Genomic DNA, 26765 nt, shown 5'->3' with positions numbered 1-26765 from the left:
GGCGGGATCAGAAGGCGTCGCCCAGCACGCGGTCCGGCGGCTTGTGCCCGTCGACGAAGGTCTTGATGTTGATCAGCACCTTTTCGCCCATGTCGACGCGGCCTTCGACCGTGGCACTGCCCAAATGGGGCAGCAGGACCGTGTTGTCGAGGGCAAGCAATTTGGGATTCACGGCGGGTTCGTGTTCGAACACGTCAAGACCCGCCCCGGCGATGTCGCCGGCTTCGAGCATGCGGGTCAGGGCGTTTTCGTCGATCACTTCACCGCGTGCCGTGTTGACGATGATGCAGTGGGGCTGCAGCAGCTGCAGGCGCCGCGCCGACAGAAGATGGTAGGTTGCCGGCGTATGCGGGCAGTTGACGGAGACCAAATCGACCCGGGCCAGCATCTGATCCAGGCTTTCCCAATAGGTGGCTTCCAGCTCGTTCTCCACGGACTCATGCACGCGTTTGCGATTGTGATAGTGGACCGCCATGTTGAAACCGCGCGCACGGCGCGCAACAGCGCGGCCGATGCGGCCCATGCCGATGATGCCGAGACGTTTGCCGTTGATGCGGTGGCCGAGCATCCAGGTCGGGGACCAGCCCTGCCATTCGCCCGTGCGCATCACGCGCTCACCCTCGGCGATGCGCCGCGACACGGCAAGGAACAGCGCCATGGTCATGTCGGCCGTGTCCTCGGTCAACACGTCGGGGGTGTTGGTGACGGTGATGCCGCGCTGACGTGCGGTGGCCAGATCTATATGGTCGACACCCGTGCCGTAATTGGCGATCAGGCGCAGGCGATCACCGGTCTGGGCCAGAATGGCGGCGTCGATGCGGTCGGTGACCGTCGGCACCAGAACGTCCGCATTGGCGACGGCGGCGATCAGCTGCGCCTTGGTCATCGCCTTGTCATCCAGGTTCAACTGCACATCGAACAGTTCCATCATGCGGGTTTCGATGGCGTCGGGCAGTTTGCGCGTGACGACGACGCGGGGCTTTTTATTGGACATGGTCGGTCGGTCTCCGTTCATCGGGGCCATAGCAACTTATCATAGCCCGTGTCTATAGCATCATGAAACGCCCGGGACCGGGACCCGTCTTCACCGGGCAAGGGCCTTGACGGCCCGCGCCGTGATGGCGATAAGTCCCTCAAGACCGACGCCAAGGACCGGCTTGGGCGCATACGCTGATTCCCCCCAGCGCCCCAGGACCCGAGGACCCGCATGAACCGGCTATTCGCCCGCCGCAGCCAAACCGCACGCCCCATCACCATCTGGTCCCGGGCTGTGGTGCTGGCCGTCATCATGCTGACCGTCGCCCTGCTGCCTCAGGCCGTCCGGGCGCAGGGGCCGGGGCAGGCTTCCGGAACCACATCCAACACCCCTTCAGGGCAGCCGCTGCCGCGTTTCGTGTCTTTGCGCGCCGGTGAGGTCAACATGCGTTCCGGCCCCGGCGTGCAGTATCCCGTCGACTGGGTCTACCGCCGCCGCCATCTGCCCATCGAGGTGATCGCCGAGTTCCAGACCTGGCGCAAGGTGCGCGACCACCAGGGCACCCAGGGCTGGGTCCATCAGACCATGCTGGACGGCGAACGCACGTCCATCGTACTGGGCCGTACGCGCACCCTGCGCGCCGAGGCCAGCAGCGACGCGCGGGCGCTTGCCCGGCTGGAGCCCGACGTCATCGTCCGCATCGCCGTCTGCCCCAAGGACAGCGGCTGGTGCCGGGTCCGCGCCGCCGGCTTCGAAGGCTGGATCCGCCGGGTCGAGCTGTGGGGCGTGCGCAAGGACGAGGCGGTCGAATAACGAAACGGCGGGCCCATGGCCCGCCGCGCCGTCTCTTCACCCTCGAACGTTCGCTTAATCGAAATCGCCGGCCAGGGCGTCCTTCACCGGGGCGGGCAGAATCGCGATATGGCCGTATTTTTCATGGGCGATCTGCAACTGCACCTGGGTGCCGGCGTCCTTGAACTTGGCGGCCTGGGCGTCGGTGAAGGGAAAGTGCAGGAACTGCACGCTCGACGCCTTGCCGTCGGCGGTGGTGCGGTCGATGTCGGCTTCCGGCACGCCTGCGACACTTTCCCCGGCGAATTCGAAGGTCACCGTTTCCTCGACCCCGCCAAGACCGTCCAGGAACTGCGCGCGGCGCACGGGATCGTCGATTTCGAACATCAAGGTGGCGACAAGTTCCCGGCCCTTGGGGATCAGGGGGTTGTAGGCGGCCAATTCGTCGGGCACCTGATCCGCCCCGCCTTTTTCGATGAACAGCATTTCGTGCACCTGATGAAACATGGTGTCGAAGCTTTCGAAATAGAACGTAGCGTCGGGGCCGACGGCGACACGGCGGTTGCGCTTGATTTCGGTCATGCGCTTGCGCCGCTCGGCCCGTTCACGGCCGTAAACGTCCATCGGCAGGATATCGGCGGTGGTGATCTCGTGCTTGTTGGGCATGGAATTAATCTTTCAGGCCGTAGGCGATGGCCATCAGTTCGATGGGGTGTTGGGCATGGTTGATGCCGCTGACGTCCGCGTCGAGGCGCTCCATCCCCTGGATGATGTGGTCGCGGGCCAACGGACATTCGGAGACCACGAAGGGCGTTTCGTTCTTGGCCGCCTGACGGGCGGCGGGCTTGCCGACCTTGAGTCCGACCTCGAAGAATTCCTTGGTCACGCCCCAGGATCCGCCGTGGCCGGAACAGCGCTCGATCACCTTGACGTCCGTGTCGGGCACCAGGCGCAGCATTTCCGCCCCTTTCTGGCCCATGTTCTGGGCCCGGGCGTGGCAGGCGATATGCGCCGTGACGCCGCCGGCCAAGGGTGTCATGCCGTCGGCCAGGCCTTCCTTTTTGGCAATGGCGACGACGTATTCGGTAATGTCCGAGGTATGGGCCGCTAGCTTTTTCACATTTTCGTCGTCGGGCAGGATCAGCGGCCATTCGAATTTCATCATCAGGGCGCAGGACGGCACCAAGCCGATGATCTCATAACCCTTGTCGATCCATTGGCAGAGTTCGGCCGAAACCTCGCGCGCGGCTTCGGCAACGGCGGCGATGTCGCCCTGTTCCAACTGCGGCATGCCGCAGCAGCGGGGATAGACGACCTCCGTCTCGACCCCGTTCTTGGCCAACACGGCCTGGGCCGAGGTGCCGATGCCGGGATTATTGAAGTTGGCGAAACAGGTCGCGTACAGCACGGCCTTGCGGCCGTGGGCCGGGCCGGCCGGATCCACGGCGGGCGGCGTCTTGGCCAGGTCCTGGAAGGTCTTGGCGTGGAATTCCGGCAGTTTAGCGTCGCGGTGGATGCCGGCCAGGCTTTCCATGGCCGGGCGGGTCAGGCCGTTGTCGCACTTGCAGGCCCAGTTGACGGCCGGCGCCACGGCGGAGGCCAGCTTGCCGTTGCGGTCCGTCTTGGTCATTTCCCGGGCGGCGAAGGGAACCTTGCCCTTCTTCTGGTCGATGGCGCGGGCGCGCAGCATCAGATGCGGGAAATCCAGGTTGAATTCATGGGGCGGCACGTAAGGACATTTGGTCAGGAAGCACATGTCGCAGAGCGTGCAGGCATCCACGACCGGCTTGAAATCTGCGCTGTCGACGGTGTCGAGCTCGCCGGATTCGGACTCGTCGATCAGGTCAAACAGGCGCGGGAAGCTGTCGCACAGATTGAAGCAACGCCGGCATCCGTGACAGATATCGAACACCCGGCGCAGTTCCGCGTCGAGCTTTTCCTCATCGTAGAAATCGGGGTCCTGCCAGGGAATCACGTGGCGGATCGGGGCTTCCAGGCTGCCTTCGCTCATGTCATGTCCTTTTCATGCGGCCGGGGAAACCCGGGCGGCGGATCGACAGGGACGCGCTTCCTCCCCCGAAAGCGGTCTGACCGGATATAAAGCTATCGAATTACCGCGAACGCACCGCACGTTGGCCGCACGGCGCATTGCGGTTTTCATCCGGCCGGCGCGGACGGTATGACCGCCCGCGCCGCAACCGGATCATGCGGATTTAATCCTGGCGGATTAGTCCAGGCTGTCGAGCGCTTTCTGGAAGCGGCCGGCGTGGGACTTTTCAGCCTTGGCGAGGGTTTCGAACCAATCGGCGATTTCGTCGAAGCCTTCGTCACGGGCCGTCTTGGCCATCCCGGGATACATGTCGGTGTATTCGTGGGTTTCACCGGCGATGGCGGCCTTCAGGTTGTCGCCCGTCGGGCCGATCGGCTCGCCCGTGGCCGGGTCACCGGTTTCTTCGAGGAATTCCAGGTGGCCGTGGGCATGGCCGGTTTCGCCTTCGGCCGTCGACCGGAACACGGCGGCGACGTCGTTGTAGCCCTCGACGTCGGCCTTCTGGGCGAAATAGAGATAGCGGCGGTTGGCCTGGGATTCCCCGGCGAACGCGGCTTTCAGGTTTTCTTCGGTCTGGCTGCCTTTGAGGCTCATTGCATGACTCCCTAGGTATGTTTGGTGGACAAGATTTTTAGACACAAAGGTTATGCGATGACAGTGGGTTGCTGTCAAGTTTAGAATTAATATAATCTTATGAAGACATACTTCCGCACGCCCTGAAAAGGGCCGCGTCGCAGAAGATCAGATGTCATAAAGACCGCGGCCTTGCGCGGCCGGCAGGCGCCCTCGTCAGGCGCCTTGGGGGCGCACCCGCACGACGACGTCGACGCGCGACACTTCCATGCCGTCCGGCGCGGCCGGCAGGGCCGCGACTTCGACCTGGTCGCCCGGAATGTCGGCCAGTTCGCCCGACTGATCGAAATAGAAATGATGATGGTCCGACATGTTGGTGTCGAAGTAGGTGCGTTGGGAATCAACGACAATCTCACGCAGCAGGCCCGCGCGGTGGAACTGGTGCAGCGTGTTGTAGACGGTGGCCAGCGACACCCGCACGTTGGCCGACTGGGCGTCCGCGTGCAGCATTTCCGCCGTCAAATGGCGATCGCCGCCTTCGAACAGCAGCTTGGCGAGCGCCATGCGCTGGCGCGTCGGACGCAGGCCGGCGCCGCGCAGCCGGTCCAAAATCTGGCTGAAGGGCCGGGCGTCGTGGGACGGCGTGTCGTGGGGGATGTGCATCTTCATCATTCGGTCGCGCACCTCTACTGTGCGGCGCTCCGGGCGCCGTTTTCAGAATTAGAATGATTATATAAAGATGTCTAAGGTTTATTCCAGGCTTAATTGTTAAGCCCTGCCCGGCGGCCAAGCCGCCCGAAACCTCAATCGTCGACCATATCTTCCGGGTTCGGCAGGCCGATGATGTTGTAGCCGGAATCGACGTGGTGAACCTCGCCGGTGACGCCGGCCGACAGATCGGACAGCAGGTAGAGCGCCGCCCCCCCGACATCCTCCAGCCGCACCGTGCGCTTCAGCGGCGCGTGGCGCTGATTCCACTTGTAGACATGGCGCGCGCCGCCGATGGCGCTGCCGGCAAGTGTGCGCATGGGACCGGCCGAAATCGCGTTGACCCGGATGCCCTGGGGACCCAGGTTGGCGGCGAGATAACGCACGCTGGCTTCCAACGCCGCCTTGGCCACGCCCATGACGTTGTAATTGGGCATCACGCGGGTCGAGCCCGTGTAGGTCAGGGTAATCAGCGAGCCGCCCTCGCCCATCATGTCGGCGGCGGCACGGGCCAGGGCCGTGAAGGAATAGCAGCTGACGTCCATGGTGCGCAGGAAGTTGTCGCGCGACGTGTTCAGGTATTTGCCCTTGAGCTCGTCCTTGTCGGAATAGGCGACGGCATGGACCACGAAGTCGAGCCCGCCCCATTCCGCCTTGAGGCGCTGAAACACGCTGTCGATGGAGGCCTGGTCTTCGACCTCGCAGGGCAAGACCAGGGTCGACCCGAGAGACGCCGCCAACGGAGTCACCCGCTTGGCGATGGCATCGTTCTGATAGGTAAAGGCGATGTCCGCGCCGTGTTGGCTCAGGGTCCGGGCGATCCCCCAGGCGATGGAATGATCGTTGGCGACACCCAGCACCAGGCCCCGACGGCCGGCCATGATGTTGGAGCGCAGGGCGGGCGCATCGGGTGTGTCCTGCGGGGGCACGCCAGATCCGTCAACGGGGCCGTTCATGGGTCTTCTCCTGCGGGGCCGGCGATGGCCCGTCGATTAAGCTTCAAGCCGCTTGAATGCCAGCGTGGCGTTGGTCCCGCCAAAGCCGAAGGAATTGGACAGCACGCAGTTCAGGCCCGCGCCGTCGATCCGCTTGGTCACGATTTCCGCATCGCCCGCTTCCGGGTCGAGGTTTTCCACGTTGGCGGAGGCGGCGATGAAATCGTTGTTCAGCATGATCAAGGAATAGATCGCCTCGTGCGCGCCCGTGGCCCCCTGGGAATGGCCGGTCAGCGACTTGGTCGAGGAAATCTTCGGCTTATGCGCGCCGAACACTTCTTGAATCGCCTTGAGTTCGGTCATGTCCCCGGCCGGGGTCGAGGTCCCGTGCGCGTTGATGTAATCGACCTTGGTATTGCCGAGGCCCGCCGTCGCCAAGCGCATGCAACGCATGGCCCCTTCGCCCGAGGGGGCGACCATGTCAACGCCGTCGGAAGTGGCACCGTAGCCGACCACTTCGCCGTAGATCTTCGCACCCCGGGCTTGGGCGCGCTCCAGCTCCTCAAGCACCACCACACCGGCACCGCCGGCGATCACGAAGCCGTCGCGGTCGGCGTCGAAGGGACGCGATGCGCGTTCGGGCGTGTCGTTATATTTGGAGGACAGCGCCCCCATGGCGTCGAACAGCACGGTCAGGGACCAATGCAGTTCCTCGCCGCCGCCGGCGAAGACCACGTCCTGCTTGCCCCATTGGATCAGCTCCGCCCCGTTGCCGATGCAATGGGCCGAGGTCGAACAGGCCGACGAGATGGAATAGCTGAGACCGCGCATGTGGTAGGCCGTGGCCATGTTGGCCGACACGGTGGAACACATGGCCTTGGGCACCGCATAGGGGCCGATGCGTTTGGCGCCCTTATCGCGGGCCGTGTCGGCGGCATCGATCAGGGCCGAGGTCGACGGCCCGCCCGAGCCCATGACGAGACCCGTGCGCTCATCGGACACGTCGGCTTCGGAAAGCCCGGCGTCGGCCATGGCTTCCTGCATGGCGACATAGGCATAGGCCGCCCCGTCGCCCATGAAGCGGCGCAGCTTTCGGTCGATCTTGTCGTCCATATCGATCGTCGGAGCACCATGCAGGTGCGAGCGGAACCCGCGCTCCGCATACTCCGGGCAAAAAACGATGCCCGAGCGCCCTGCGCGCAGGCTGTCCGTCACCTCGGCAACGTTGCTGCCGATCGGTGACACGATTCCCATTCCGGTAACGACCACTCGTCTCATGGGCTTCTCTTACTACCCTTCGGGGGCGGTAAACAAGGTTACGCGTAAATCCTCGGTTTCGTAGGCGATCTTGCCGTCCACGAGCATCACGCCGTTGGCGATGCCGAGGGTGATCTGGCGCGCCATGACACGCCGGATATCAATGCGGTACTGGACCAATTTGGCATCCGGCTGAACCTGGCCCGTGAACTTGACCGAGCCGACGCCCAAGGCCCGACCGCGGCCGGGTGCGCCCGTCCAACCCAGGTAAAAACCCAGCAGCTGCCACAGGGCATCGAGGCCCAGGCATCCGGGCATCACCGGGTCGCCCTGGAAATGGCATTTGAAGAACCACAGGTCCGGATTGATGTCGAATTCCGCCTCGGCATAACCCTTGCCGTTGGCGCCGCCCTCATCGGAAATCCCCGTGATTCGGTCGAACATCAGCATCGGCGGCAGCGGCAGCTGCGCGTTGCCGGGACCGAACAATTCGCCCTTCCCGCAGGCGATCAAATCTTCATAGGAATAGGCGTTTTTCTTGCTCACACGCTTGCGGCCATTCCTGCCCGCCTCCCTTGGGCAAGCCGTCTTGAATGCGGGCATTCCCCGGCAACACGGCTTTACGTTTCTGTTTTCCCGGGCCGCTTGGAACCGGATTCTTGACCTTGATCTAAGCCGCACAATAGCCAGAGAATCCGCCCCAAGGCAACCGTGGCGAACAGCCCGATGACAAAGGGCGGCACCGCTTCCGGTACCGCCCTCTGAGGCACTTCGTATGTAGACCGGATGCCGCTTAGGCGTCCTGCGTCTCACGCGGCTTGCCGCCCCGGCCACCGCCGCCGGACCGTTCACCGACCTGGTCGGTGATGTCCGTGCCGGTTTCCTGGTCGACGACCCGCATGGAGAGCTTGACCTTGCCGCGGTCATCGATGCCGATCAACTTGACCTTCACCTGGTCGCCTTCGTTGACGACGTCGGTGACCTGGCCGACCCGTTCGTTGGCCAGCTCCGAGATGTGGACCAGACCGTCCTTGGCGCCCATGAAGTTCACGAAAGCGCCGAAATCGACGACCTTCACGACCTTGCCGTTGTAGATGGCGCCGATTTCCGGTTCCTGCGTGATCGACTTGATCCAGTCGATGGCGGCTTCGCCGGCGGCCGCATCAACGGCGGCGACACGCACGGTGCCGTCGTCTTCGATGTCGATCTTGGCACCCGTCACCTCGCAGATTTCGCGGATCATCTTGCCACCCGGGCCGATGACTTCGCGGATCTTATCCTTGTTGATGGTGAACTGGGTGATCCGGGGTGCGGTATCCGCAACCCCTTCACGGGCCGAGGTCAGACCCTTGGACATTTCGCCCAGGATGTGCAGGCGGCCTTCCTTGGCCTGGCCCAGGGCGATCTTCATGATTTCCTCGGTGATCGAGGTGATCTTGATGTCCATCTGCAGGGAGGTGATGCCCTCGGACGAACCGGCGACCTTGAAGTCCATGTCGCCCAGGTGATCTTCGTCACCCAGGATGTCCGACAGGACCGCGAATTCATCGCCTTCCTTGATCAGGCCCATGGCGATACCCGCCACCGGACGCGGCAGCGGAACGCCCGCATCCATCAGCGACAGCGAGGTGCCGCAGACCGTGGCCATCGAGGACGAGCCGTTGGATTCGGTGATTTCCGACACCACGCGGATCGTGTAGGGGAATTCGTCCTTCGACGGCATCAGCGGGTTAAGCGCCCGCCAAGCCAGCTTGCCGTGGCCGATTTCACGCCGCCCGGTAAAGCCGAAACGGCCCGCTTCACCAACCGAGAACGGCGGGAAGTTATAGTGCAGCATGAAGGTACGGCGGTGATCGTTGGCCAGATCGTCGATGATCTGTTCGTCCTGACCGGTGCCGAGCGTGGCAACCACCAGGGCCTGGGTTTCCCCGCGGGTGAACAGGGACGACCCGTGGGTCCGGGGCAGAACACCGACTTCCGCGGCGATCGGCCGCACGGTCTTGGTGTCACGGCCGTCGATGCGCTTGCCGGTGTCCAGGATGTCGCGACGCACGATGTCGCTTTCCAGTTTCTTCAGGATGCCGCCGAGGGCCGCGCCGACCAGGTCCTGGTCGATGCTGTCGTCAGCCGCCAGGTCTTCCGCGACCTTGGCCTTCACGGCCGAGATCTTTTCCTGACGCAACTGCTTGACGGTTTCCTTGTAGGCGTCGCGCAGGCCGTCTTCGGCGAGCGCCTTGACCTTGTCGGCCAGGGCCTTCTTGCCTTCCGGTTCGGCCGGCAGATCGACCGGGTCCTTGGCGCAGGCCGAGGCCAGCTCGATGATGCCCTTGATAACGTCCTGGTTGGCCTTGTGGCCGAACATCACCGCGCCCAGCATGTCGTCTTCCGACAATTCGTGGGCTTCCGATTCGACCATCAGCACGCCTTCCTGGGTGCCGGCGACGAACAGGTCCAGCTTGGTTTCGGCCATCTGGTCACAGGTCGGGTTGAGCACGAACGCACCGTCGATCAGGCCGACGCGGCAGCCCGAGATGGGGCCCATGAAGGGGGCACCCGAGATGCAGAGAGCGGCCGAGGTGCCGATCATGGCCGGCACGTCCGGATCGTTTTCCAGATCGTGGGTCAGGACCGTGCAGATGACCTGCACTTCGTTCTTGTAACCCGGCGCGAACAGCGGCCGGATGGGCCGGTCGATCAGACGCGAGGTGAGAATTTCCTTTTCGCCGGGGCGGCCTTCGCGCTTGAAAAAGCCACCCGGAATCTTACCGGCGGCATAGGCCTTTTCGACGTAATGGACGGCCAGCGGGAAAAAATCGATGCCCGGACGGGGCGTCTTTTCCGCGACCACGGTGCACAGCACCTTGGTGTCGCCATAGGTGGCAATCACGGCGCCGTCGGCTTGCCGCGCGACCTTACCGGTCTCTAGGATCAGCTTGCGCCCACCCCAGTCAATTTCCTTACGAAACTCTTGAAACATCATTTTCTACTCTTCCTACAAACGTACGTGGGACCGGAAGCCCGCGCCAATCGCGGACCCCTGCCCGTTGGGTCTCCGGCACCCTGCCGGCGGCCCGACCCCGAAGCGTTTTCCGTCGCCGTCGCCCGGGCATTGCTGCCCGGGGCGCGGAAAACGGCGGGGCAAAAGGCGGCATCCGTACCCTGGCCGCCCACGGAGAACATTCCGTCAGATGACGGATGCACGCCCATTCCTGCAAATTAGCGCCGAATACCCAGGCGCTTGACCAGCGCGTCGTAGCGGCCGTCGTTCTTCTTTTTCAGATAGTCCAACAGGCGCCGGCGCTGGCCGACCATCATGAGAAGACCACGCCGGGAATGGAAATCCTTCTTGTGGGTTTTCATGTGTTCGGTGAGATTGGCGATCCGTTCGGTCAGAATGGCGACCTGAACTTCGGGCGATCCGGTGTCGCCGTTGCCCGATTGGAACTCACCAATAAGTTCCTGCTTCCGCTCAGCGGTAATCGACATCGTCATACTCCTGTTCTTGATTGTTGAAGATCAGGTTTCGGAACCATCCAGGTTCAGAACCCGTACAGGACGGATTTCACCGCCCTTGATCTCCGCCAGAGCCACCAGCCGATCGTTGAGCATGGCCGAAACCATGTCGCCTTGGCGGATGTTCTTGAACGGCGAACGGCTGGCGACGGGAAGGGCCGCAATGGCCTGTCCTTGGGCCAGCCGCCGGGCCTCGGCTTCCGTCAGGGCCAGCGCCGGGATGTCGTCCAGCGCGGTCTCGACGGGCAGGAGGTGCCCGGAATCGCGCGCACTATGCCCCAGAGCCTCCAGATTATCTAGCGAAATCGACCCCTTCTCCGTGAACGGTCCGACCGCCGTCCGGCGCAGCACGGAAACATGCCCGACGGTGCCGAGAGCCCGCGCCAGATCGCGGGCCAGGGAGCGCACATAAACCCCCTTGCCCGAGCGGCAGCGGATCACCGCATGGTCGGCATCGGGGCGGCTGTCGAGGGTCAGGCCGAGAACCGTCACGCGGCGCGATTTCATCTCGAAATCCTCGCCGCCGCGGGCCAGATCATAGGCCCTGGCGCCATCAACCTTGATCGCCGAATAGCGCGGCGGCACCTGGTCGATCTCGCCGATGAAGGCCGGCAGGGCGGCCGTGATCTCGGCATCCGAGGGCCGCTCATCGCTTTCCGCCGACACGGCACCCTCGCCGTCTCCGGTCTCCGTCTCGATTCCGAAACGGATTGTGAATACGTATTCCTTTTCCCCGTCCATGGCATAGGCCACGGTCTTGGTCGCCTCACCCAGCGCGATCGGCAGAATGCCCGTGGCCAGCGGATCGAGGGTCCCGCCATGGCCGACCTTGGCCGCATTGAACAGGCGTTTGACCCGGCCCACGGCCTGGGTCGAGGTCACGCCCAACGGTTTGTCGAGATTGATCCAGCCGTGAATGGCGAGACCCTTGCGGCGACGGCCCATCCTGCGCCGGGCCTACTCGTCGTCCGCCGGGTCGCCCGGGGCTTCCAGGTCGCGGCGCACGCGGGGGTCATGCAGAATGGCGCCGATGCGCCCGGCATGCTCGAAGCTGTGATCCAAGCGGAAGGAGAACTGGGGCAGGAACTTGAGGCTGATCTCGCGGGCGACCTGGCGGCGGATATAGGGCGTGGCGTGGTTGAGCGCCTTAAGGACCGCATCCGTGTCGATGTCGCTCATCACGCTGCCGCCGAGCGGCACCACGAACACCGTGGCCCGGCGCAGGTCCGGGCTGGCGTCGACGCCGGTCACCGTGAGATTGGCCTCGGCCAAAAGCGGGTCGCGGAAATCGCGGCGTTCCAGGATACGCACCAGAACGTGGCGCAGTTCCTCGCCGACGCGAAGCTGGCGCTGCGAGGGCGGCTTGGCCCCGGCCTGCCGTTTACGGGATTTTTCTGACATGGCGATGCGCTACCATTGGCCGGCCGGCGGGGCCCGCTGGCCCCGCCCGGGTCCGGGCGGATCGGCGGTCGTGCGCCCGGAACCCTAGAGTTCCCGGGCCACTTCCTCGGTTTCGAAGCATTCGATGACGTCGCCGACCTGGATATCCTGGTAATTGGCCAGCGCCATGCCGCATTCCGTCCCCGACTGGACCTCCTTGGCGTCGTCCTTGAACCGCTTCAGCTGGCTCAGGTCGCCCTCGTGGATCACCGTGTCGTCGCGCAGCAGGCGCACCTTGGCGCCGCGCTTGACGGTGCCTTCGGTGATCATGCAGCCAGCGACCTTGCCGACCTTGGACACGTTGAAGACTTCGCGCACTTCGGCGTAGCCCAGGAAGTTTTCGCGGATGGTCGGCGCCAACAGGCCCGACAGCAGGGCCTTGATGTCGTCGGTCAGGTTGTAGATCACCGAATAATAGCGGATATCCAGCCCGTCGCGTTTGGCCAGATCACGGGCCTGCGGGTTGGCGCGCACGTTGAAGCCGACGATCACCGCGTTGGAAGCACGGGCCAGCGTCACGTCGCTTTCGTTTATGCCGCCGACGCCCGAATGCAGGACCTGCACCCGAACTTCGTCGGTCGAAAGCTTCTCCAGGGCACCCACGATTGCTTCGGCCGAACCGTGCACGTCCGCCTTGATGACCAGCGGCACGGTCTGGGCTTCGCCTTCCTGAATTTTCTCGAACATCTGCTCCAGGGTACCGCGGCCACCGGCCGCCGCCTGCTTGTTGCGTTCCTGGCGCTGACGGAATTCCGTGACCTCGCGGGCGCGGGATTCGGAATCGACGACGACGAAATCGTCGCCCGCCTGCGGCGTGCCGTTGAGGCCCAGGATTTCGACCGGCACGGAAGGTCCGGCTTCGTCAAGCTGTTCGCCATGGGCATTGGACATGGCGCGCACCCGGCCCCATTCGGAGCCGGCGATGAAGATTTCACCGACCTTGAGCGTGCCGCGCTGGATCAGCACCGTGGCGACCGAGCCCTTGCCCTGTTCCATGCGGGCCTCGACGATCACGCCTTCGGCGGCATGGTTCGGGTTGGCCTTGAGGTCGAGCAGTTCGGCCTGCAGGACGATCGCCTCTTCCAGCTTGTCCAGGTTGGTCTTCTTCAGGGCCGAGACCTCGATAGACAGCACGTCGCCACCCATTTCCTCGACCTGAACGTTGTGCTGCAGCAGTTCCGTGCGCACCCGGCTGGGGTCCGCACCGGCCACATCGATCTTGTTGATGGCGACGATGATCTGCACGCCGGCGGCCTTCGCGTGGTGGATGGCCTCGATCGTCTGCGGCATGACGCCGTCATCGGCGGCAACGCAAAGCACCACGATATCCGTGACCTGCGCACCGCGCGCACGCATTTCGGTGAAGGCGGCGTGACCCGGGGTGTCGATGAACGAAATCTTCCCCCCCGACGGGGTCGTCACCTGATAGGCGCCGATATGCTGTGTGATGCCGCCGGCTTCGCCGCCGGCCACATCGGTCGCGCGCAGCGCGTCGAGCAACGAGGTCTTGCCGTGATCGACATGGCCCATGACGGTGACCACCGGGGCGCGGGACGTCAGATCGTTGGGATCGTCCTGGTCGCGGCGCAGGCCTTGTTCCACGTCGGATTCGGAGACGCGGCGGATGCGGTGACCAAATTCCTCGACCACCAGTTCCGCCGTATCGGCGTCGATCGTCTGGGTGATGGTGGCCATGACGCCCATCTTCATGAGCGCCTTGACCACGTCGGCACCCCGTTCGGCCATGCGGTTGGCCAGTTCCTGAACGGTAATGGCTTCGGGAACAACGACTTCACGCACGACCTTGGCACCTTCCTGCAGCAGCTCACGCTGCTTTTGTTTTTCACGTTCGCGGGCGCGCCGGACCGAGGCGATGGAGCGCTGGCGCTCTTCCTCGCCCTCAAGCGCGTCGGAGATCGTCAGCTTGCCGCGGCGGCGTTCGTTGTAGCCCCGCGTGGGTGCGGCGCGGCGAACTTCGGCCGGGCCCTTCTTGCCGCGGCTCTTGCTGCGGGGGCCGTCGTCGTCGTCCTCTTGGCGGGGGGCCGCCGGGCGCGGGCGGGCGGGACGCCCATCCTCGCCGGGAACCGGCGCCGGCGCCACATCGGCCGGCGCGGGGGCCGGTGCCGGGGCGGCGGACTTGGCGGGTTCGGCCGCGGGCTCTTCGACCGGCTCCGGTTCCGGTTCCGGTTCGGCGCGGACGACCGGCGTCGGGCCGAGCGGACGGGCCGGCGCGGCTTCGGGAGCCTCGTCCTTGGTCTGCTGTGCTGTTTCCAGGGCCTTCTGACGGGCCTGGAGTTCCTGATCCGTAAGATCGCGGACCGACGCGTCGCCGTCGTCATCGTGCTGGGCGTCGCCGGCGCCCGCCGGGCGCGCGTCGTCCTTGGCCGTCGCGATGGTGCGGCTCTTCTTGACCTCGACGGTGACCATCTTGGACCGCCCGTGGGAGAAGTTCTGGCGCGTCTGGCGCTTTTCCACGGTCTTGTTCAGCGTCAGCTTTCCGCCGCCGCCGCCCAGGCCCAGCTTGCCGCTGCCGCCCTTGTCCGCCTTGTCTTTTTCAGTCGTCTCAGCCATCAATACCTTCCGATCGGCACAGTCCGGAGCCCCGGATTTTCGGGCTCCGATGAACCCGGCCTATTCCTGCGACGGAGAAGTCTTTCCGACCGGGGCGCCCTCGCGAAACCCCAAAAGCCGGGTTTGTTCGAAGACCAGGCGATCCGCCAAGCCACCGGACGCGACCGCCGCGTGGACCACATGGTCCCGGCCCAGCGCGCGGCCCAATTCGGCTGCGTCCAGGACCGTGAATTGCGTCAGTCCCGGCGCCAGGGCCCGCAGCTTGGACTTTCCGTCCTCGCTGCCGTCCCGGGCCGCAACCAACAGACCGCGTTTGGCTGTCCTCAGCCAGGCGTCGGTCTTTTCAAACCCGGCGACAACCCGGCCCGCCCGGCGCGCCAAACCCAGCGCATCCATGCAGCGGCGGACCATCTGCGCCTCGATATCGTCCGCCAACCGGGGCGGAACGGTGACCTTGCGCTTGGCCGCCTTGGCGAAATGGTTCTTTTCGCTGGCTGTATTTACCACATCGCGGCGGGCACTCAACCATATTCCCCGCCCGGGCAGGTTGCCGGCCAGGTCTGGAACGATGCAATCGTCGGGGCCGACGACGAAACGGATGAGTTCCGAGACAGGCTTTTTTTCCCCGGTGACGGCGCACCGGCGGACGGGCCCGCCGTCCTCATCTGACGCCGGGGCCATGTCGTCTTCCGCGTGGGTTTGCCCTCCACCGGTCATGCCTGTCTCCGGTTCTAACTCATCGTGCCATCTCGCCGTGCACCGCAATCGGCCCTTAGGGCGCCTGCGGCGCGTCGCCGCTTTCGTCCGCGGCGGCTTCCGCACCTGCATCGCCCTCAGCCGCCTCTTCGTCGGCGAACCAATGGGCGCGGGCGGCCATGATGATCTGGTTGGCGGCATCAAGCGTCATCGTGCCCTGGGGGGCGATTTCCAGAAGCTCGTCACCGGCCAGGTCGCCCAGATCGTCGCGGCTTTTCACGCCGTTCTCGCCCAGCGCCACCATCAGTTCGTTGGTGATGCCTTCGATTTCGGCAAGATCGTCCTCGACGCCCAGTTCACGGCGCTTGGCATCGAACTCGGCATCGCGGGTTTCCAGATAGGTCTGGGCACGGGTCTGCAGTTCGCTGGCCACGTCCTCATCGAAACCTTCGATGTCGGTCAGGTCCTCGATCTGCACGAAGGCCACTTCCTCGACCTTGGAAAAGCCTTCGGTGACCAGCAGGTGGGCGATCACGTCGTCGACGTCGAGGGCCTCCACGAACAGGGCGGAACGGGCGCGGAATTCCTCGTTGCGGCGTTCCGATTCCTCGGCCTCGGTGAAGATGTCGATGTCCCAGCCCGACAGCTGCGAGGCCAGGCGCACGTTCTGGCCGCGCCGGCCGATGGCCAGCGACAGCTGATCGTCGGGCACCACGACTTCGATGCGGTGGGCGTCCTGATCCATGACGACCTTGGATACTTCGGCCGGGGCCAGGGCATTGACGATGAAGGCGGCCTCGTCCGGCGACCACTGGATGATGTCGATCTTTTCACCCTGCAATTCGCCGACCACGGCCTGCACGCGCGAACCGCGCATGCCGATGCAGGGGCCGACGGGATCGATGGAGCTGTCATGCGACTGCACGGCGATCTTGGCGCGCGAACCCGGATCGCGGGCCACGGATTTGATTTCGATGATGCCGTCGTAGATTTCCGGCACTTCCTGCTTGAACAGGGCCGCCATGAACTGCGGATGCGTACGCGACAGGAAGATCTGCGGTCCGCGGGTTTCCTCACGCACGTCCATGATATAGGCACGCACCCGGTCGCCGTTGGAGAAATGCTCGCGCGGGATCGATTCATCCCGGCGCAGCAGCGCCTCGGCGCGGCCCAGGTCGACGATCACGTTGCCGTATTCGATGCGCTTGACCAGGCCGTTGACGACCTCGCCGATGCGGTCCTGGTATTCTTCGTACTGGCGCTTGCGCTCGGCCTCCCGGACCTTCTGGACGATGACCTGCTTGGCGGTCTGGGCGGCGATGCGCCCGAAGTCGATGGGCGGCAGGGGATCGATCAGGAATTCGCCGACCACCGCATCGGCCTTGCGCTGCTTGGCCTGTTCCAGGGTCAGCTGGGTGATTTCGTTCTCGACGGCCTCGGCATTTTCGACGACCTCCAGGAAACGGGCCAGGGTGATCGCGCCCGACACGCGGTCGATGACCGCGCGGATGTCGTGTTCATGCCCGTATTTGGAGCGCCCGGCCTTCTGGATCGCCTGTTCCATGGCTTCCAGGACCTCGTCCCGCTCGATGCCCTTGTCACGGGCGGCCTGATCGGCGGCGGCTAGCAGTTCCGGGCGGGCGTGGACGGCTTCGTTTTGCATGACGTCGCTCATTTCCGATGTTCCTTCAAACTCACAAAAAAGTCGGTTTCCGGCGGGACGGCCTATCCGTCCGCCTGCTGATGGGCCGCGATCAATTCATCGGTCATCAGCAGTTTTGATTTCTGAATGTCGGCGAAGGGCAGGCGAACCTCGCCTTCCGTCACGTCCATCACCACGTCCGTGCCGTCGACACCGAGAAGGCGGCCGGAAAACCGGCGCCGGCCTTCGACGGGGACGTCCATTTCAACGCGCGCATCGAACCCGGCGTAACGGGCGAAATCGGCCAGCTTGACCAGCGGCCGGTCGATGCCGGGCGATGAGACCTCAAGCACATAGGCGTCGTCGATCGGATCTTCCACATCCAAAAGCGCCGACACGGTGCGCGAGATGACCGCGCAATGATCGACGTTCATGGCCGATCCGTCCTTGGGTTCGGCCATGACCTGCAGCTTCTTGTTGCGCTGGCCGGACACCAGGACGCGGACAAGCTCGAAGCCCAAATCCTCGATGGCCGGGCGGATGATCTCGGCGATGCGTTGTTCCAAGGTCACGTGGTCGGGGTTCCTATCGTCCGCGGCCCGGTCGGCGACCGCGAAGCACCTGGTACAAAAACACAAAAGGCGGGCCACCGGCCCGCCCCATCAATTCCGTTATCGGACTTAACGAAGCGCATTTCCTTAAACGTGAAATGCGGGGCCTATATAGTCCCAAATCGTCCGCAAGACAAGCCTCCCCGTGATTTTCCGCGCCTTACCCGCCCCGACGACGGAACTCCAGATAGACCCGGTGCGGGCCGGCCAGACCCTTTTCCTCGTAGCGGGTGGGATATCCGTCGGCCCAGCGGGTGCGCCAATCCTCCGGCCCCCGCGCCGTCCATTCGAATTCCGGATGGTTGGCCGCCAGGCCCAGGGCCCAGCGGGCATGGCCCATATGGTCGGTCGCGAAGCGGAACAGGCCGCCGGGCGCCAGGATGCGGGCCAATTGATCCAGGGTTTCCCGCTGCACGAACCGGCGGTTCCAATGGCGTTTCTTGGGCCAGGGGTCGGAATAAAGCAGATAAACGCGATCGATCGACCCCGGCGTTAGGCGCGGCAGCAATTGGCGCGCGTCGTCATCATGCAGGCGGATATTGTCCAGCGACCGGTCGGTGATCTGGGCGAGGAGGGTCGCCACGCCGTTGACGAAAGGCTCACAACCGATGAAGCCGATGTCGGGATGGGCCTGGGCCTGATCGGCCAGGTGTTCGCCGGCGCCGAAGCCGATTTCCATCCAATAGGCGGATTTTTCACCGTCGAACAGGCCGGCCGGATCAAGCGGCCCGCCCCCGGACGGCACGCGCAGGGTCGGCAGCAGGTTGGCGACCAGGGCGCTACGGCCGGGGCGGAGGCGCTTGCCCCGCCGCCGGCCGTAAAACCGTGGTTGTTCCTCAGGATTCATATCCGTCGCCCCCGAAAGGCCGTGCCCGGCGACGGCAGTCGCCCTGAACTTAGGCCCCGAAGGCCGCCTTCAGGCCGTCGACCAGGTCGGTCTTTTCCCAGGAAAAGCCGCCGTCGGCATCCGGCTTGCGGCCGAAGTGACCGTAGGCCGCGGTGCGGGCGTAGATCGGCTTGTTCAGTTCCAGATGCTCGCGGATGCCGCGCGGGCTGAGGTTGACCATTTCCTGCAGCTTGGCGGAAATCTGCTCCTCGGCGACGCGGCCCGTCCCCTGCGTATCGACATAGACCGACAGCGGCTTGGACACGCCGATGGCGTAGGCCAGCTGAATAACGCATTTGTCAGCAAGGCCGGCGGCGACCACGTTCTTCGCCAGATAGCGCGCCCCGTAGGCGGCCGAGCGGTCGACCTTCGTCGGATCCTTGCCGGAGAAGGCGCCACCGCCGTGGGGCGCCGCCCCGCCGTAGGTATCGACGATGATCTTACGGCCGGTCAGGCCGACGTCACCGTCGGGCCCACCGATGACGAAACGGCCCGTCGGGTTGACGTACAGTTCCTCGTCATCACACATCCAGCCCTCGGGCAGGACGCTTTCCACGAACGGGCGGACCATTTCGCGGACCTCGTCCGTGGACAGGTTGTCCGTGTGCTGGGTCGAGACGACGACCGAGGTCGCGCGCACGGGCTTGCCGTTCTCGTACTGCAGGGTGACCTGGCTTTTGGAATCGGGCAGCAGACCCGGCGTCTTGCCGGCATGGCGCGCGTCGGCCATTTTCTTCAGGATCTGGTGCGAGAAATGGATGGGCGCCGGCATCAGTTCTTCGGTTTCCGTGCAGGCGAAGCCGAACATGATGCCCTGGTCGCCGGCACCTTCGTCCTTGTTGCCGGCGGAATCGACGCCCTGGGCGATGTCCGCGGACTGGCCGTGCAGATAGACCTGAACCTTCGCGCTCTCCCAGTGGAAGCCTTCCTGTTCGTAGCCGATGTCCTTCACGCAGTCGCGCGCGATCTTTTCGATCAGCGCGGCGTCGGCGTCGCCGTCGGCGTCGAACATCGGGCCACGCCCGTCGTCGCCGCAGCGGCCTTCGCCGCCGACGATGATGCGGTTGGTCGTGGTGAAGGTCTCGCAGCCGAGACGGCAGTTCAGGGGGTCGCGGCGGATGAATTCGTCGAGCACCGCATCGGAAATGCGGTCGGACACCTTATCGGGGTGGCCTTCTGAAACGGATTCGGACGTAAACAGATAGTTGGATAGAGTCACGGGTGTAGCCTCCGGTAACGTCGTTTACAGATGTAGGACTATGAGGACGAAACGTGCGGGGGCGACGCTCGTCCGCTTAGCGCGTTGTTTTTCGTGGCGGCAAACGGTCCAAATACGCCACGCCCGGACCGCGTGTGCCCGGGCCGCCGTTTGTGCCAGCCTTGCCGGTCCGCGTCAAGGTGATATTGGCGGAAACCCTAGGCTGCGGAGGGGGATTCACCCGCATCAGCCCGGCGTTGAGCCAGATATCCAAGGGCCGCGAACAGGCCCGCCAGAACCAGCGCCAGGGCGTTTCCGACCCGGGAAAATAGGGTTCGGGCCTCGATCGGTTCGGGCAGGCCGGCGTCGATCGCACCGACCTGGCCAAGCCCCAGAGCGACGACCGTGCGGCCCCAGGGATCGATGACGGCCGAAATCCCCGTGTTGGCCACGCGGACCAGTGGCAGGCCTTCCTCGACGCTGCGCAGGCGGGCGGCGGCGAGATGCTGATAGGGGCCGGGCGAGACCCCGAACCAGGCGTCGTTGGTGATGTTCAACAGCCAGCGCGCGCGGGGACCATCGACGTTTTCGCCGGCAGGCGGCAACACGGCATGGGGGAAGATCACCTCGTAACAGATGAGCGGCGAAAACGGCGGCAGGCCCTTGACCTCGAGCACCCGGGGGCCCGGGCCGGGCGTAAAATTGCCCCGTCCCTGCGTGATCTTGAGGAAGCCCAGCCAGTCCTGAAACGGCACGTACTCGCCGAACGGCACCAGGTGGTGCTTGTCATAGGTCAGAGCGACGCGGCCCGACGCCTCCATCACATAAAGGCTGTTGTAAACCCGGGGCGGGCCGCCGGGCGCGTCCTCGATACGCAATGAGCCGGTCATCAAGGCGCCGGCGATGGGCGTGGCATGGGACAACGCGCGCAGCAGCACCGGTTCGCGCCCCAGCACGTAGGGCACCGCCGTTTCGGCCCAAATGACATGGGTGGGCTCAGGTGTCGGTTCCCGGTCCTGCAGCGCCGCCGGGTCGCCGTTCAGGCCCTTGGGGTTGAGGCTCAATTCAATCTGCCGGGTGACATGGCCTGCCCGCAGGCCCGGCCGCCATTTGTCCGCCTGGGCGATGTTGGGCTGCACCAGACGCAGATGAACACCCGGAGCGAACGCCGTCTCCGCCCCGGCGAGACGCCACAGACCGCCGCCCCACACACCCGCCAGGAAAGCCGCCGCGAAGGCGGTCGCCAGCCACGGCCGCCGCCTCGGCCCGGCAAGGGACGCCGGGGTCGCCGCGGCCCAGACCGTGATCAGGCTGAGACCGAACACGCCGAACATCGACGCCGGCTGGATCATCGCGTCGGCGAAAGTCCATACCGTGCCCATGAGGTTCCAGGGAAAGCCCGTGAACAACCAGCCGCGCAGCCATTCCGTACCCGTCCAGACCCCGGCCAGGATCAGCGCGTCGCCGCCGCCGGGGGCCGCGCCCGTACGGCGCAGCCGGTGCAGAAGCCCCGCCGCCAGGGCCGGAAACAGACCAAGCACGGCCGCGAAACCAAGCACGGCAATGGGGATCAGCCAGCCGTGGCGGGCAAGGTCGATGGTCAGGGAATGAGAAACCCAGAACGTGCCGGCCGCCGCATGACCGGCGCCGAACCACCAGCCGTCGGCGAGCGCCCCCCGGAAATGTCGACGCGACGCGACCAGCCAGATCAGGCCGACGAAGGCAGGCACCAAAAGGAAGACCAGATGAAGCGGCGGCAGCGCCCCCGCCGCCAACACACCGAGTACTGCGGCGAAGCCCCGCCGCCGCCAACCCGTCAAGGCCACGACAAGGTCATGCAGGCGCCGGACCCCCGTCAGGGCCACGGTCATTCGGTTTTCGTGTCCTTGTCGTCCGCGGCGCGGCGGCGCACCCGCAGGCGGTGCACCCGCCGGGGATCGGCCTGAAGAATCTCGAACTCGTAGCCCGAGGGATGGGTAACCAGTTCGCTGCGGATCGGCACGCGGCCGGCCAGGGCGAAGACCAGTCCACCCAGGGTGTCGATGTATTCCCGCTCCTCGTCCGTGGCGAAGGCGCCGACCTTTTCCTCCAGGGCCTCGATCTCGACCCGGGCGTCTGCGGTGTAGGAACCGTCGGGGTTTTCCTTGAGCACCGGTTCGGACGTGCGGTCGTGTTCGTCCTCGATCTCGCCGATGATTTCCTCGACCAGATCCTCAATGGTCACCAGGCCGTCGACGCCGCCGTATTCATCAACCACCAACGCCATGTGCGAGCGCCGGGCGCGCATTTCCAGCAGCAGTTCGAGAACCTCCATGGAGGGCGCCACGAACAGGATGCGGCGCAGATGTTCGGACAACTTGAAGTCCTTTTCATGGCCTTCCCAAAGGAACAGGTCCTTGATATGGGCCATGCCGATGACGTCATCCAAGGTGCCCCGATAGACCGGCAGGCGTGAATGGCCCTGTTCGCCGATGATGCGCACGATCTCGCTAAGCGGGGTATCCGCCTCGACCGCAACGATGTCGGCGCGCGGCACCATGACGTCCTCGACGGTGAGGCCGCGCAGGTTGAGGATGTTGGACAGAAGTGCCCGTTCGTCGTCGCCGATGGGGGCGGCGGGCTCGGCCCGTTCCTCGATGATTTCCTCAAGCGCTTCGCGGACGGATCCGTTCTGCCCGCCGCCGCGGAGCCGACGGGTCAGGCGCTGCCACAGGGAGGGGCCGCGCGCCTCAGCCTGCGGGGTCTGGGATTCCTGCGAAGAGGAATGGGGGGTCGCCCCGGATTCCCGGGGCTGGGGACTCGATGATTGATCGTTCATGTTACCAGGATAGATGCCCTTGCGAACGGGCGGTCACCGCTCCTTTCCATATGGATCGGGGACGCCGAGGCCCCCGAGGATATCCGTTTCCAGCCGTTCCATCCTGTCGGCTTCGTCCGCGTCGATATGGTCAAAACCCAGAAGGTGCAGCATACCATGGACACAAAGATGCGATAAGTGGTCAGCCAGGGGAATGCCCTGGTCCCGCGCCTCGGCTGCCGTGACGCCGAAGGCGATGACCACATCGCCCAGCATCGCGGGCATGCCGGGCAGCCCCCCCGCGGGCGAGGCATCGCCGTCCTGTTGCGGAAACGACAACACGTTGGTCGGCCCGTCCTTGCCCCGGTAATCGTGGTTGAGCGTCGCCACCATGTCGTCATCGGCCAGCACCAATGAGACTTCGGCCGGGCCGACATCCGCCCCATGGTCCAGCGCCCCATAGGCGGCGGCCAGGGCGCGTTCGGCAATCGTCTCGGCATCGCCGAGCACCGCCCATTCGGGGGACGCGATGTCGACTGCGATCTCCAATGCCGGTTCGGGCATCACGCCCGCGCCGTCATTCGTCGCTCTGTTCGCGTTCGCTTTCATAATGCTCATATCGCGCGCCAGCGCGGCGCGAGGTTTCCACGTTCTGATAGGCATGGACGATGCGCGACACCAGCGGGTGGCGGACAACGTCCTGTTCCGTGAATTCGACAAAGCGGATGCCCTTGGTGCCGATCAGCACTTCCTGGGCGTCGCGCAGACCCGACCGGATGCCCCGCGGCAGATCGACCTGGCTGAGATCGCCGGTCACCACCATGCAGGAATTTTCGCCCAGCCGGGTCAGGAACATCTTCATCTGCACGGGCGTGGTGTTCTGCGCCTCGTCCAGGATGACAAACGCGTTGGACAACGTGCGGCCGCGCATGAAGGCGAGCGGCGCGACTTCGATTTCGCCGCTTTCCAGACGCTTTTCCACCTGCTGCTGCGGCAGCATGTCATACAGCGCGTCGTACAGCGGGCGCAGGTAGGGATCGACCTTTTCGCGCATGTCGCCGGGCAGAAAGCCAAGCTGCTCGCCGGCCTCGACCGCCGGGCGCGACAGGATGATGCGGTCGACCCGGCCCTGGACCAGACGTTCGACCGCCTTGGCCACGGCCAGATAGGTCTTACCCGTCCCCGCCGGGCCCTGGCCGAACACCAGGGGGCATTCGTCGATGGCGCCCAGATAATCGGCCTGGGTCGAGGTCCGGGCGGTGATCACCTTGTTACGGGTATGCACCGCGACGCCGGCATCCTTCAGCCCTTCCTTGGGGTCGCCGTCACCGCCGCGGGCACCATTGGACATGCGCAGCATGGCGTCGACTTCCGGCGCGTCAACGCTGTGGCCGTGTTTCAGGCGGTCGTAAAGAGCGGCCAGGATCGCCGCCGTGCGATCCACCGCGGACCCGTCGCCGGTGATCGCGACTTCGTTGCCGCGGGCATGGATGGTCACGCCCAGGCCCTGTTCGATCTGCGCCAGATGGGCGTGGTGGGAGCCGAACAGCGCCGCTGCGAGCCCATTGTTGGCGAAGGTCATCTGTTCCGTCACCATGGCCGCGGCGGGGCCACCCCCGGTGGACGGGGCCATGGGGATCACGGCCTCGACGCCGCCGCGCGTCTGCCGACGGGAGCGCCCGCGGCTCATGCGGATCTCCTGACGTCGGGTTGTTCCGGCGCGTCCGCGAGGACCGCCCCCAGGCTGTTGCCCCCGGCCGAAACGACCTTCAAATCGGCGACGCGGCCCAGCCAATCGGCCGGGGCATCGACGTGAACCGCCTGCATGTAGGGGCTGCGGCCCAGCAATTGGCCCGCATGGCGGCCGGGCCGGTCGAGCAGCACCGGCAGGGTGCGTCCGACACAGCTTTGGTTGAAGGCAAGCTGCTGCGTGTTGAGAAGATCCTGGAGCTCTTTCAAGCGTGCGTCCTTCACGTCTTCGGGCACCTGCAGTTCCATGGCGGCCGCCGGGGTGCCGGGTCGCGGCGAATACTTGAACGAATAAGCCTGGACGTAGCCGACCTCGCGCACGAGAGACAGCGTGTCCTGAAAATCGGCGTCGGTTTCGCCAGGGAAGCCGACAATGAAATCCGACGACAGGCCCAGGTCGGGGCGCGCGGCGCGCAGACGCGCGACCAGATCGATGTAGAAGTCACGGCCGTGGCGGCGGTTCATGGCCTTCAGCACCCGGTCCGCCCCCGATTGCACGGGCAGGTGCAGATAGGGCATCAGTTCGGGCACGTCACGATGGGCGGCGATCAGCGCGTCATCGACCTCGGCCGGATAGGATGTGGTGTAACGCAGGCGCGCGATCCCGTCGATTTCGGCCAATCGACGGATCAGCCCGCCCAGGCCAAGCTCTGCCCCGTCGGCGTCGGTGCCGTGATAGGCGTTCACGTTCTGGCCAAGCAACGTAATCTCGACGGCACCCTGGGCGACAAGCTGGCGGGCCTCGGTCAGCACCTGATCGACCGGGCGCGAGAATTCCGCGCCCCGCGTATAGGGCACGACACAGAAGGTGCAGAACTTGTCGCAGCCTTCCTGCACGGTCAGAAAGGCGGCGCGGCCTTCGACCCGGGCCGGGGCCGTCAGGTGATCGAACTTGGATTCCTCGGGAAAGTCGGTGTCGAGCTGAGCCCCCTTCTCGCGGTGCAGGCGGGCGACCATTTCCGGCAGGCGATGATAGGTCTGCGGCCCGAACACCATGTCGACATAGGGCGCGCGCTTCAAAACTTCCTCGCCCTCGGCCTGGGCGACACAGCCGGCGACGCCGAGGATCATGGCCCCACCGTCGGCTTGACGCGCCTGCTTCATCTTGTTGATCCGGCCGAGCTCGGAATAGACCTTTTCCGCCGCCTTTTCGCGGATATGACAAGTGTTCAGCAACACCATGTCGGCATCGTCGACCACATCCGTCAGGGCATAGCCCAGGGGCGCCAGAAGGCCCGCCATACGATCGGAATCGTAGACGTTCATCTGGCAGCCATAGGTCTTGATATGGAGTTTTTTGGGCGTCGCGTCCGTCACCGGTTACCTCGCGCCCGCTTGTCGCCGGCCCCGAACACGGGGTTCAGGAAAATGTCGGGTCGGATCATTCCTATTTGCCCGCACCTTTCTTCAGAGGCACGCCGTACAATTCCAGCTTGTGCCCGACCAGACGCATGCCGTGGTCGCGGGCAATGATCTCCTGCAGGCGTTCGATTTCCGTGTTCTGGAATTCGATGACCGCGCCCGACTGCACGTTGATCAGGTGATCGTGGTGTTCCTCGGTCACTTCTTCGTAACGCGCGCGGCCGTCGCCGAAATCATGACGCTCGATGATGCCCGCTTCCTCGAACAGGCGCACGGTCCGATAGACCGTGGCGATGGAAATGCGATTGTCGATCTCGGACGATCGGCGATGCACTTCCTCGACATCGGGATGATCTTCCGATTCGGACAGCACGCGCGCAATGATGCGGCGCTGGTCCGTCATTTTCATGCCTTTGTCGATACAAAGCTGCTCGATACGTGATTCCGACATCATCTCCCCACGGATTGCCAGCAGGCGCCTGGATTCGCCTAATTACTATACCCCGAACAGGGCAGGTGCCAAAGCCTGAGGATCAACCCGCGGGAAAGCTTTAGCGTTTGCGCCGGGGTTTCGTCCCAAGGCCGATCTTCTTGGCCAGATTCGAGCGGTGCTTGGCGTAGTTCGGCGCAACCATCGGATAGTCGACAGGCAGGCCCCAGCGCTCGCGATACTCTTCCGGCGTCAGGTTATAGGCCGTCTTCAAATGCCGTTTCAGCATCTTCAGCTTTTTGCCGTCTTCGAGGCAGACGATGTAATCCGGGAACACGGATTTCTTCGGCGGCACGGCGGGCTTGGGGCGCTGCGCCTGCGCCGGAACCGTGCCGACGTTGGAAAGGGCGGTATAGACCTCATTGATGAGGGCGGGAATATCGCTGGGCGCGATTGTATTGTTGCCGACATGGGCCGCGACGATTTCCGTCGTCAGCTCGATCAGGTCGGAGGCATTCGGTTTTTCAGTCATTCTTTCGCCTTGTCCTTTAAAAGCGTGTCTGCTGGGCGCCATCGACA

At 64.7% G+C, this 26765-nt stretch carries 26 protein-coding genes; 1 reads left to right on the top strand and 25 read right to left on the bottom strand.

From position 1 onward, the window contains the following. Positions 1–7 precede the first annotated feature (7 nt). Positions 8–994 carry a D-glycerate dehydrogenase gene (locus KFF05_18345; protein UTW51816.1) on the bottom strand — a complete coding sequence of 329 codons (987 nt, stop codon included), beginning with the start codon at positions 992–994 and terminating at the stop codon, positions 8–10. Between the two features lie 294 nt (positions 995–1288). Between KFF05_18345 and KFF05_18340 the strand changes: the two genes are divergently transcribed. Continuing rightward, a complete protein-coding gene (locus tag KFF05_18340) occupies positions 1289–1789 on the top strand; it encodes a hypothetical protein (protein ID UTW53791.1) in 501 nt (166 codons plus the stop codon). Positions 1790–1843: 54 nt separating this feature from the next. Here the strand turns inward: KFF05_18340 and KFF05_18335 are convergent, their stop codons facing one another. The 24 genes from KFF05_18335 to KFF05_18220 all read right to left on the bottom strand — a co-directional run bounded on the left by KFF05_18335 (position 1844) and on the right by KFF05_18220 (position 26718). Next, entirely contained in the window at positions 1844–2434 is a 591-nt protein-coding gene (locus tag KFF05_18335; protein UTW51815.1) for a DUF3501 family protein, read from the bottom strand. A 4-nt stretch (positions 2435–2438) separates the two neighbouring features. Then, entirely contained in the window at positions 2439–3779 is a 1341-nt protein-coding gene (locus KFF05_18330; protein UTW51814.1) for a glycerol-3-phosphate dehydrogenase, read from the bottom strand. A 216-nt stretch (positions 3780–3995) separates the two neighbouring features. Beyond that, complete coding sequence (locus KFF05_18325; protein ID UTW51813.1) at positions 3996–4412, bottom strand: rubrerythrin family protein; 417 nt, start codon at positions 4410–4412, stop codon at positions 3996–3998. 195 nt (positions 4413–4607) lie between these two features. Then, positions 4608–5054 (bottom strand): transcriptional repressor, encoded by a 447-nt coding sequence (locus tag KFF05_18320; GenBank protein ID UTW53790.1) that lies wholly within the window; start codon positions 5052–5054, stop codon positions 4608–4610. Between the two features lie 140 nt (positions 5055–5194). Beyond that, the gene (fabI, locus tag KFF05_18315) at positions 5195–6055 is read right to left on the bottom strand and encodes an enoyl-ACP reductase FabI (protein UTW51812.1); all 861 of its coding nucleotides are present in this window, start codon (positions 6053–6055) and stop codon (positions 5195–5197) included. A 36-nt stretch (positions 6056–6091) separates the two neighbouring features. Next, positions 6092–7312 (bottom strand): beta-ketoacyl-ACP synthase I, encoded by a 1221-nt coding sequence (gene fabB, locus KFF05_18310; GenBank protein UTW51811.1) that lies wholly within the window; start codon positions 7310–7312, stop codon positions 6092–6094. Positions 7313–7324: 12 nt separating this feature from the next. Further along, the gene (gene fabA / locus KFF05_18305) at positions 7325–7894 is read right to left on the bottom strand and encodes a 3-hydroxyacyl-[acyl-carrier-protein] dehydratase FabA (protein ID UTW51810.1); all 570 of its coding nucleotides are present in this window, start codon (positions 7892–7894) and stop codon (positions 7325–7327) included. A 190-nt stretch (positions 7895–8084) separates the two neighbouring features. After that, positions 8085–10271: a polyribonucleotide nucleotidyltransferase gene (gene pnp, locus KFF05_18300; protein UTW51809.1), complete on the bottom strand. Its 2187-nt coding sequence runs from the start codon at positions 10269–10271 to the stop codon at positions 8085–8087. 236 nt (positions 10272–10507) lie between these two features. Next, on the bottom strand, positions 10508–10777 hold the full coding sequence (rpsO, locus tag KFF05_18295; protein ID UTW51808.1) for a 30S ribosomal protein S15: 270 nt from the start codon (positions 10775–10777) through the stop codon (positions 10508–10510). 30 nt (positions 10778–10807) lie between these two features. Next, positions 10808–11749: a tRNA pseudouridine(55) synthase TruB gene (gene truB / locus KFF05_18290; protein ID UTW51807.1), complete on the bottom strand. Its 942-nt coding sequence runs from the start codon at positions 11747–11749 to the stop codon at positions 10808–10810. Positions 11750–11761: 12 nt separating this feature from the next. Continuing rightward, positions 11762–12205, bottom strand: a complete 444-nt coding sequence (rbfA, locus tag KFF05_18285; protein ID UTW51806.1) for a 30S ribosome-binding factor RbfA — start codon at positions 12203–12205, stop codon at positions 11762–11764. Between the two features lie 84 nt (positions 12206–12289). Then, positions 12290–14815 carry a translation initiation factor IF-2 gene (gene infB / locus KFF05_18280; protein UTW51805.1) on the bottom strand — a complete coding sequence of 842 codons (2526 nt, stop codon included), beginning with the start codon at positions 14813–14815 and terminating at the stop codon, positions 12290–12292. A gap of 60 nt (positions 14816–14875) precedes the next feature. Next, a complete protein-coding gene (locus KFF05_18275; GenBank protein UTW53789.1) occupies positions 14876–15496 on the bottom strand; it encodes an RNA-binding protein in 621 nt (206 codons plus the stop codon). 91 nt (positions 15497–15587) lie between these two features. Beyond that, positions 15588–17174 carry a transcription termination/antitermination protein NusA gene (nusA, locus tag KFF05_18270; GenBank protein ID UTW53788.1) on the bottom strand — a complete coding sequence of 529 codons (1587 nt, stop codon included), beginning with the start codon at positions 17172–17174 and terminating at the stop codon, positions 15588–15590. Positions 17175–17236: 62 nt separating this feature from the next. Further along, complete coding sequence (rimP, locus tag KFF05_18265; GenBank protein ID UTW53787.1) at positions 17237–17791, bottom strand: ribosome maturation factor RimP; 555 nt, start codon at positions 17789–17791, stop codon at positions 17237–17239. A gap of 133 nt (positions 17792–17924) precedes the next feature. Next, positions 17925–18611: a tRNA (guanosine(46)-N7)-methyltransferase TrmB gene (gene trmB / locus KFF05_18260; protein UTW51804.1), complete on the bottom strand. Its 687-nt coding sequence runs from the start codon at positions 18609–18611 to the stop codon at positions 17925–17927. A gap of 49 nt (positions 18612–18660) precedes the next feature. Then, on the bottom strand, positions 18661–19869 hold the full coding sequence (gene metK, locus KFF05_18255) for a methionine adenosyltransferase (protein UTW51803.1): 1209 nt from the start codon (positions 19867–19869) through the stop codon (positions 18661–18663). A 197-nt stretch (positions 19870–20066) separates the two neighbouring features. Continuing rightward, entirely contained in the window at positions 20067–21719 is a 1653-nt protein-coding gene (lnt, locus tag KFF05_18250) for an apolipoprotein N-acyltransferase (protein UTW51802.1), read from the bottom strand. After that, positions 21716–22666 (bottom strand): HlyC/CorC family transporter, encoded by a 951-nt coding sequence (locus KFF05_18245; GenBank protein UTW51801.1) that lies wholly within the window; start codon positions 22664–22666, stop codon positions 21716–21718. Before KFF05_18245 ends, lnt begins: the two co-directional genes overlap by 4 nt. Before the next feature lie 33 nt (positions 22667–22699). Continuing rightward, complete coding sequence (gene ybeY, locus KFF05_18240) at positions 22700–23209, bottom strand: rRNA maturation RNase YbeY (protein UTW51800.1); 510 nt, start codon at positions 23207–23209, stop codon at positions 22700–22702. 13 nt (positions 23210–23222) lie between these two features. Then, positions 23223–24278, bottom strand: a complete 1056-nt coding sequence (locus KFF05_18235; GenBank protein ID UTW53786.1) for a PhoH family protein — start codon at positions 24276–24278, stop codon at positions 23223–23225. A gap of 53 nt (positions 24279–24331) precedes the next feature. After that, positions 24332–25660, bottom strand: a complete 1329-nt coding sequence (gene miaB, locus KFF05_18230) for a tRNA (N6-isopentenyl adenosine(37)-C2)-methylthiotransferase MiaB (protein ID UTW53785.1) — start codon at positions 25658–25660, stop codon at positions 24332–24334. 121 nt (positions 25661–25781) lie between these two features. After that, entirely contained in the window at positions 25782–26210 is a 429-nt protein-coding gene (locus tag KFF05_18225; protein ID UTW51799.1) for a transcriptional repressor, read from the bottom strand. Between the two features lie 97 nt (positions 26211–26307). Next, positions 26308–26718: a MucR family transcriptional regulator gene (locus tag KFF05_18220; GenBank protein ID UTW51798.1), complete on the bottom strand. Its 411-nt coding sequence runs from the start codon at positions 26716–26718 to the stop codon at positions 26308–26310. Between the last annotated feature and the right edge of the window lie 47 nt (positions 26719–26765).

The sequence above is a fragment of the bacterium SCSIO 12827 genome (genome assembly GCA_024397995.1).
Classification (GTDB): domain Bacteria; phylum Pseudomonadota; class Alphaproteobacteria; order Rhodospirillales; family Casp-alpha2; genus UBA1479.
This window is presented reverse-complemented; position numbering and strand designations above follow the sequence as displayed.

Coding starts and splice junctions, on each gene's coding strand:
- KFF05_18345 (UTW51816.1), bottom strand. CDS start 994: ATGTCCAATAAAAAGCCCCGCGTCGTCGTCACGCGCAAACTGCCCGAC.
- KFF05_18340 (UTW53791.1), top strand. CDS start 1,289: ATGCTGACCGTCGCCCTGCTGCCTCAGGCCGTCCGGGCGCAGGGGCCG.
- KFF05_18335 (UTW51815.1), bottom strand. CDS start 2,434: ATGCCCAACAAGCACGAGATCACCACCGCCGATATCCTGCCGATGGAC.
- KFF05_18330 (UTW51814.1), bottom strand. CDS start 3,779: ATGAGCGAAGGCAGCCTGGAAGCCCCGATCCGCCACGTGATTCCCTGG.
- KFF05_18325 (UTW51813.1), bottom strand. CDS start 4,412: ATGAGCCTCAAAGGCAGCCAGACCGAAGAAAACCTGAAAGCCGCGTTC.
- KFF05_18320 (UTW53790.1), bottom strand. CDS start 5,054: ATGCACATCCCCCACGACACGCCGTCCCACGACGCCCGGCCCTTCAGC.
- fabI (UTW51812.1), bottom strand. CDS start 6,055: ATGAACGGCCCCGTTGACGGATCTGGCGTGCCCCCGCAGGACACACCC.
- fabB (UTW51811.1), bottom strand. CDS start 7,312: ATGAGACGAGTGGTCGTTACCGGAATGGGAATCGTGTCACCGATCGGC.
- fabA (UTW51810.1), bottom strand. CDS start 7,894: ATGCCCGCATTCAAGACGGCTTGCCCAAGGGAGGCGGGCAGGAATGGC.
- pnp (UTW51809.1), bottom strand. CDS start 10,271: ATGATGTTTCAAGAGTTTCGTAAGGAAATTGACTGGGGTGGGCGCAAG.
- rpsO (UTW51808.1), bottom strand. CDS start 10,777: ATGTCGATTACCGCTGAGCGGAAGCAGGAACTTATTGGTGAGTTCCAA.
- truB (UTW51807.1), bottom strand. CDS start 11,749: ATGGGCCGTCGCCGCAAGGGTCTCGCCATTCACGGCTGGATCAATCTC.
- rbfA (UTW51806.1), bottom strand. CDS start 12,205: ATGTCAGAAAAATCCCGTAAACGGCAGGCCGGGGCCAAGCCGCCCTCG.
- infB (UTW51805.1), bottom strand. CDS start 14,815: ATGGCTGAGACGACTGAAAAAGACAAGGCGGACAAGGGCGGCAGCGGC.
- KFF05_18275 (UTW53789.1), bottom strand. CDS start 15,496: ATGGCCCCGGCGTCAGATGAGGACGGCGGGCCCGTCCGCCGGTGCGCC.
- nusA (UTW53788.1), bottom strand. CDS start 17,174: ATGCAAAACGAAGCCGTCCACGCCCGCCCGGAACTGCTAGCCGCCGCC.
- trmB (UTW51804.1), bottom strand. CDS start 18,611: ATGAATCCTGAGGAACAACCACGGTTTTACGGCCGGCGGCGGGGCAAG.
- lnt (UTW51802.1), bottom strand. CDS start 21,719: ATGACCGTGGCCCTGACGGGGGTCCGGCGCCTGCATGACCTTGTCGTG.
- KFF05_18245 (UTW51801.1), bottom strand. CDS start 22,666: ATGAACGATCAATCATCGAGTCCCCAGCCCCGGGAATCCGGGGCGACC.
- ybeY (UTW51800.1), bottom strand. CDS start 23,209: ATGCCCGAACCGGCATTGGAGATCGCAGTCGACATCGCGTCCCCCGAA.
- KFF05_18235 (UTW53786.1), bottom strand. CDS start 24,278: ATGGCCCCGTCCACCGGGGGTGGCCCCGCCGCGGCCATGGTGACGGAA.
- miaB (UTW53785.1), bottom strand. CDS start 25,660: ATGAACGTCTACGATTCCGATCGTATGGCGGGCCTTCTGGCGCCCCTG.
- KFF05_18225 (UTW51799.1), bottom strand. CDS start 26,210: ATGATGTCGGAATCACGTATCGAGCAGCTTTGTATCGACAAAGGCATG.
- KFF05_18220 (UTW51798.1), bottom strand. CDS start 26,718: ATGACTGAAAAACCGAATGCCTCCGACCTGATCGAGCTGACGACGGAA.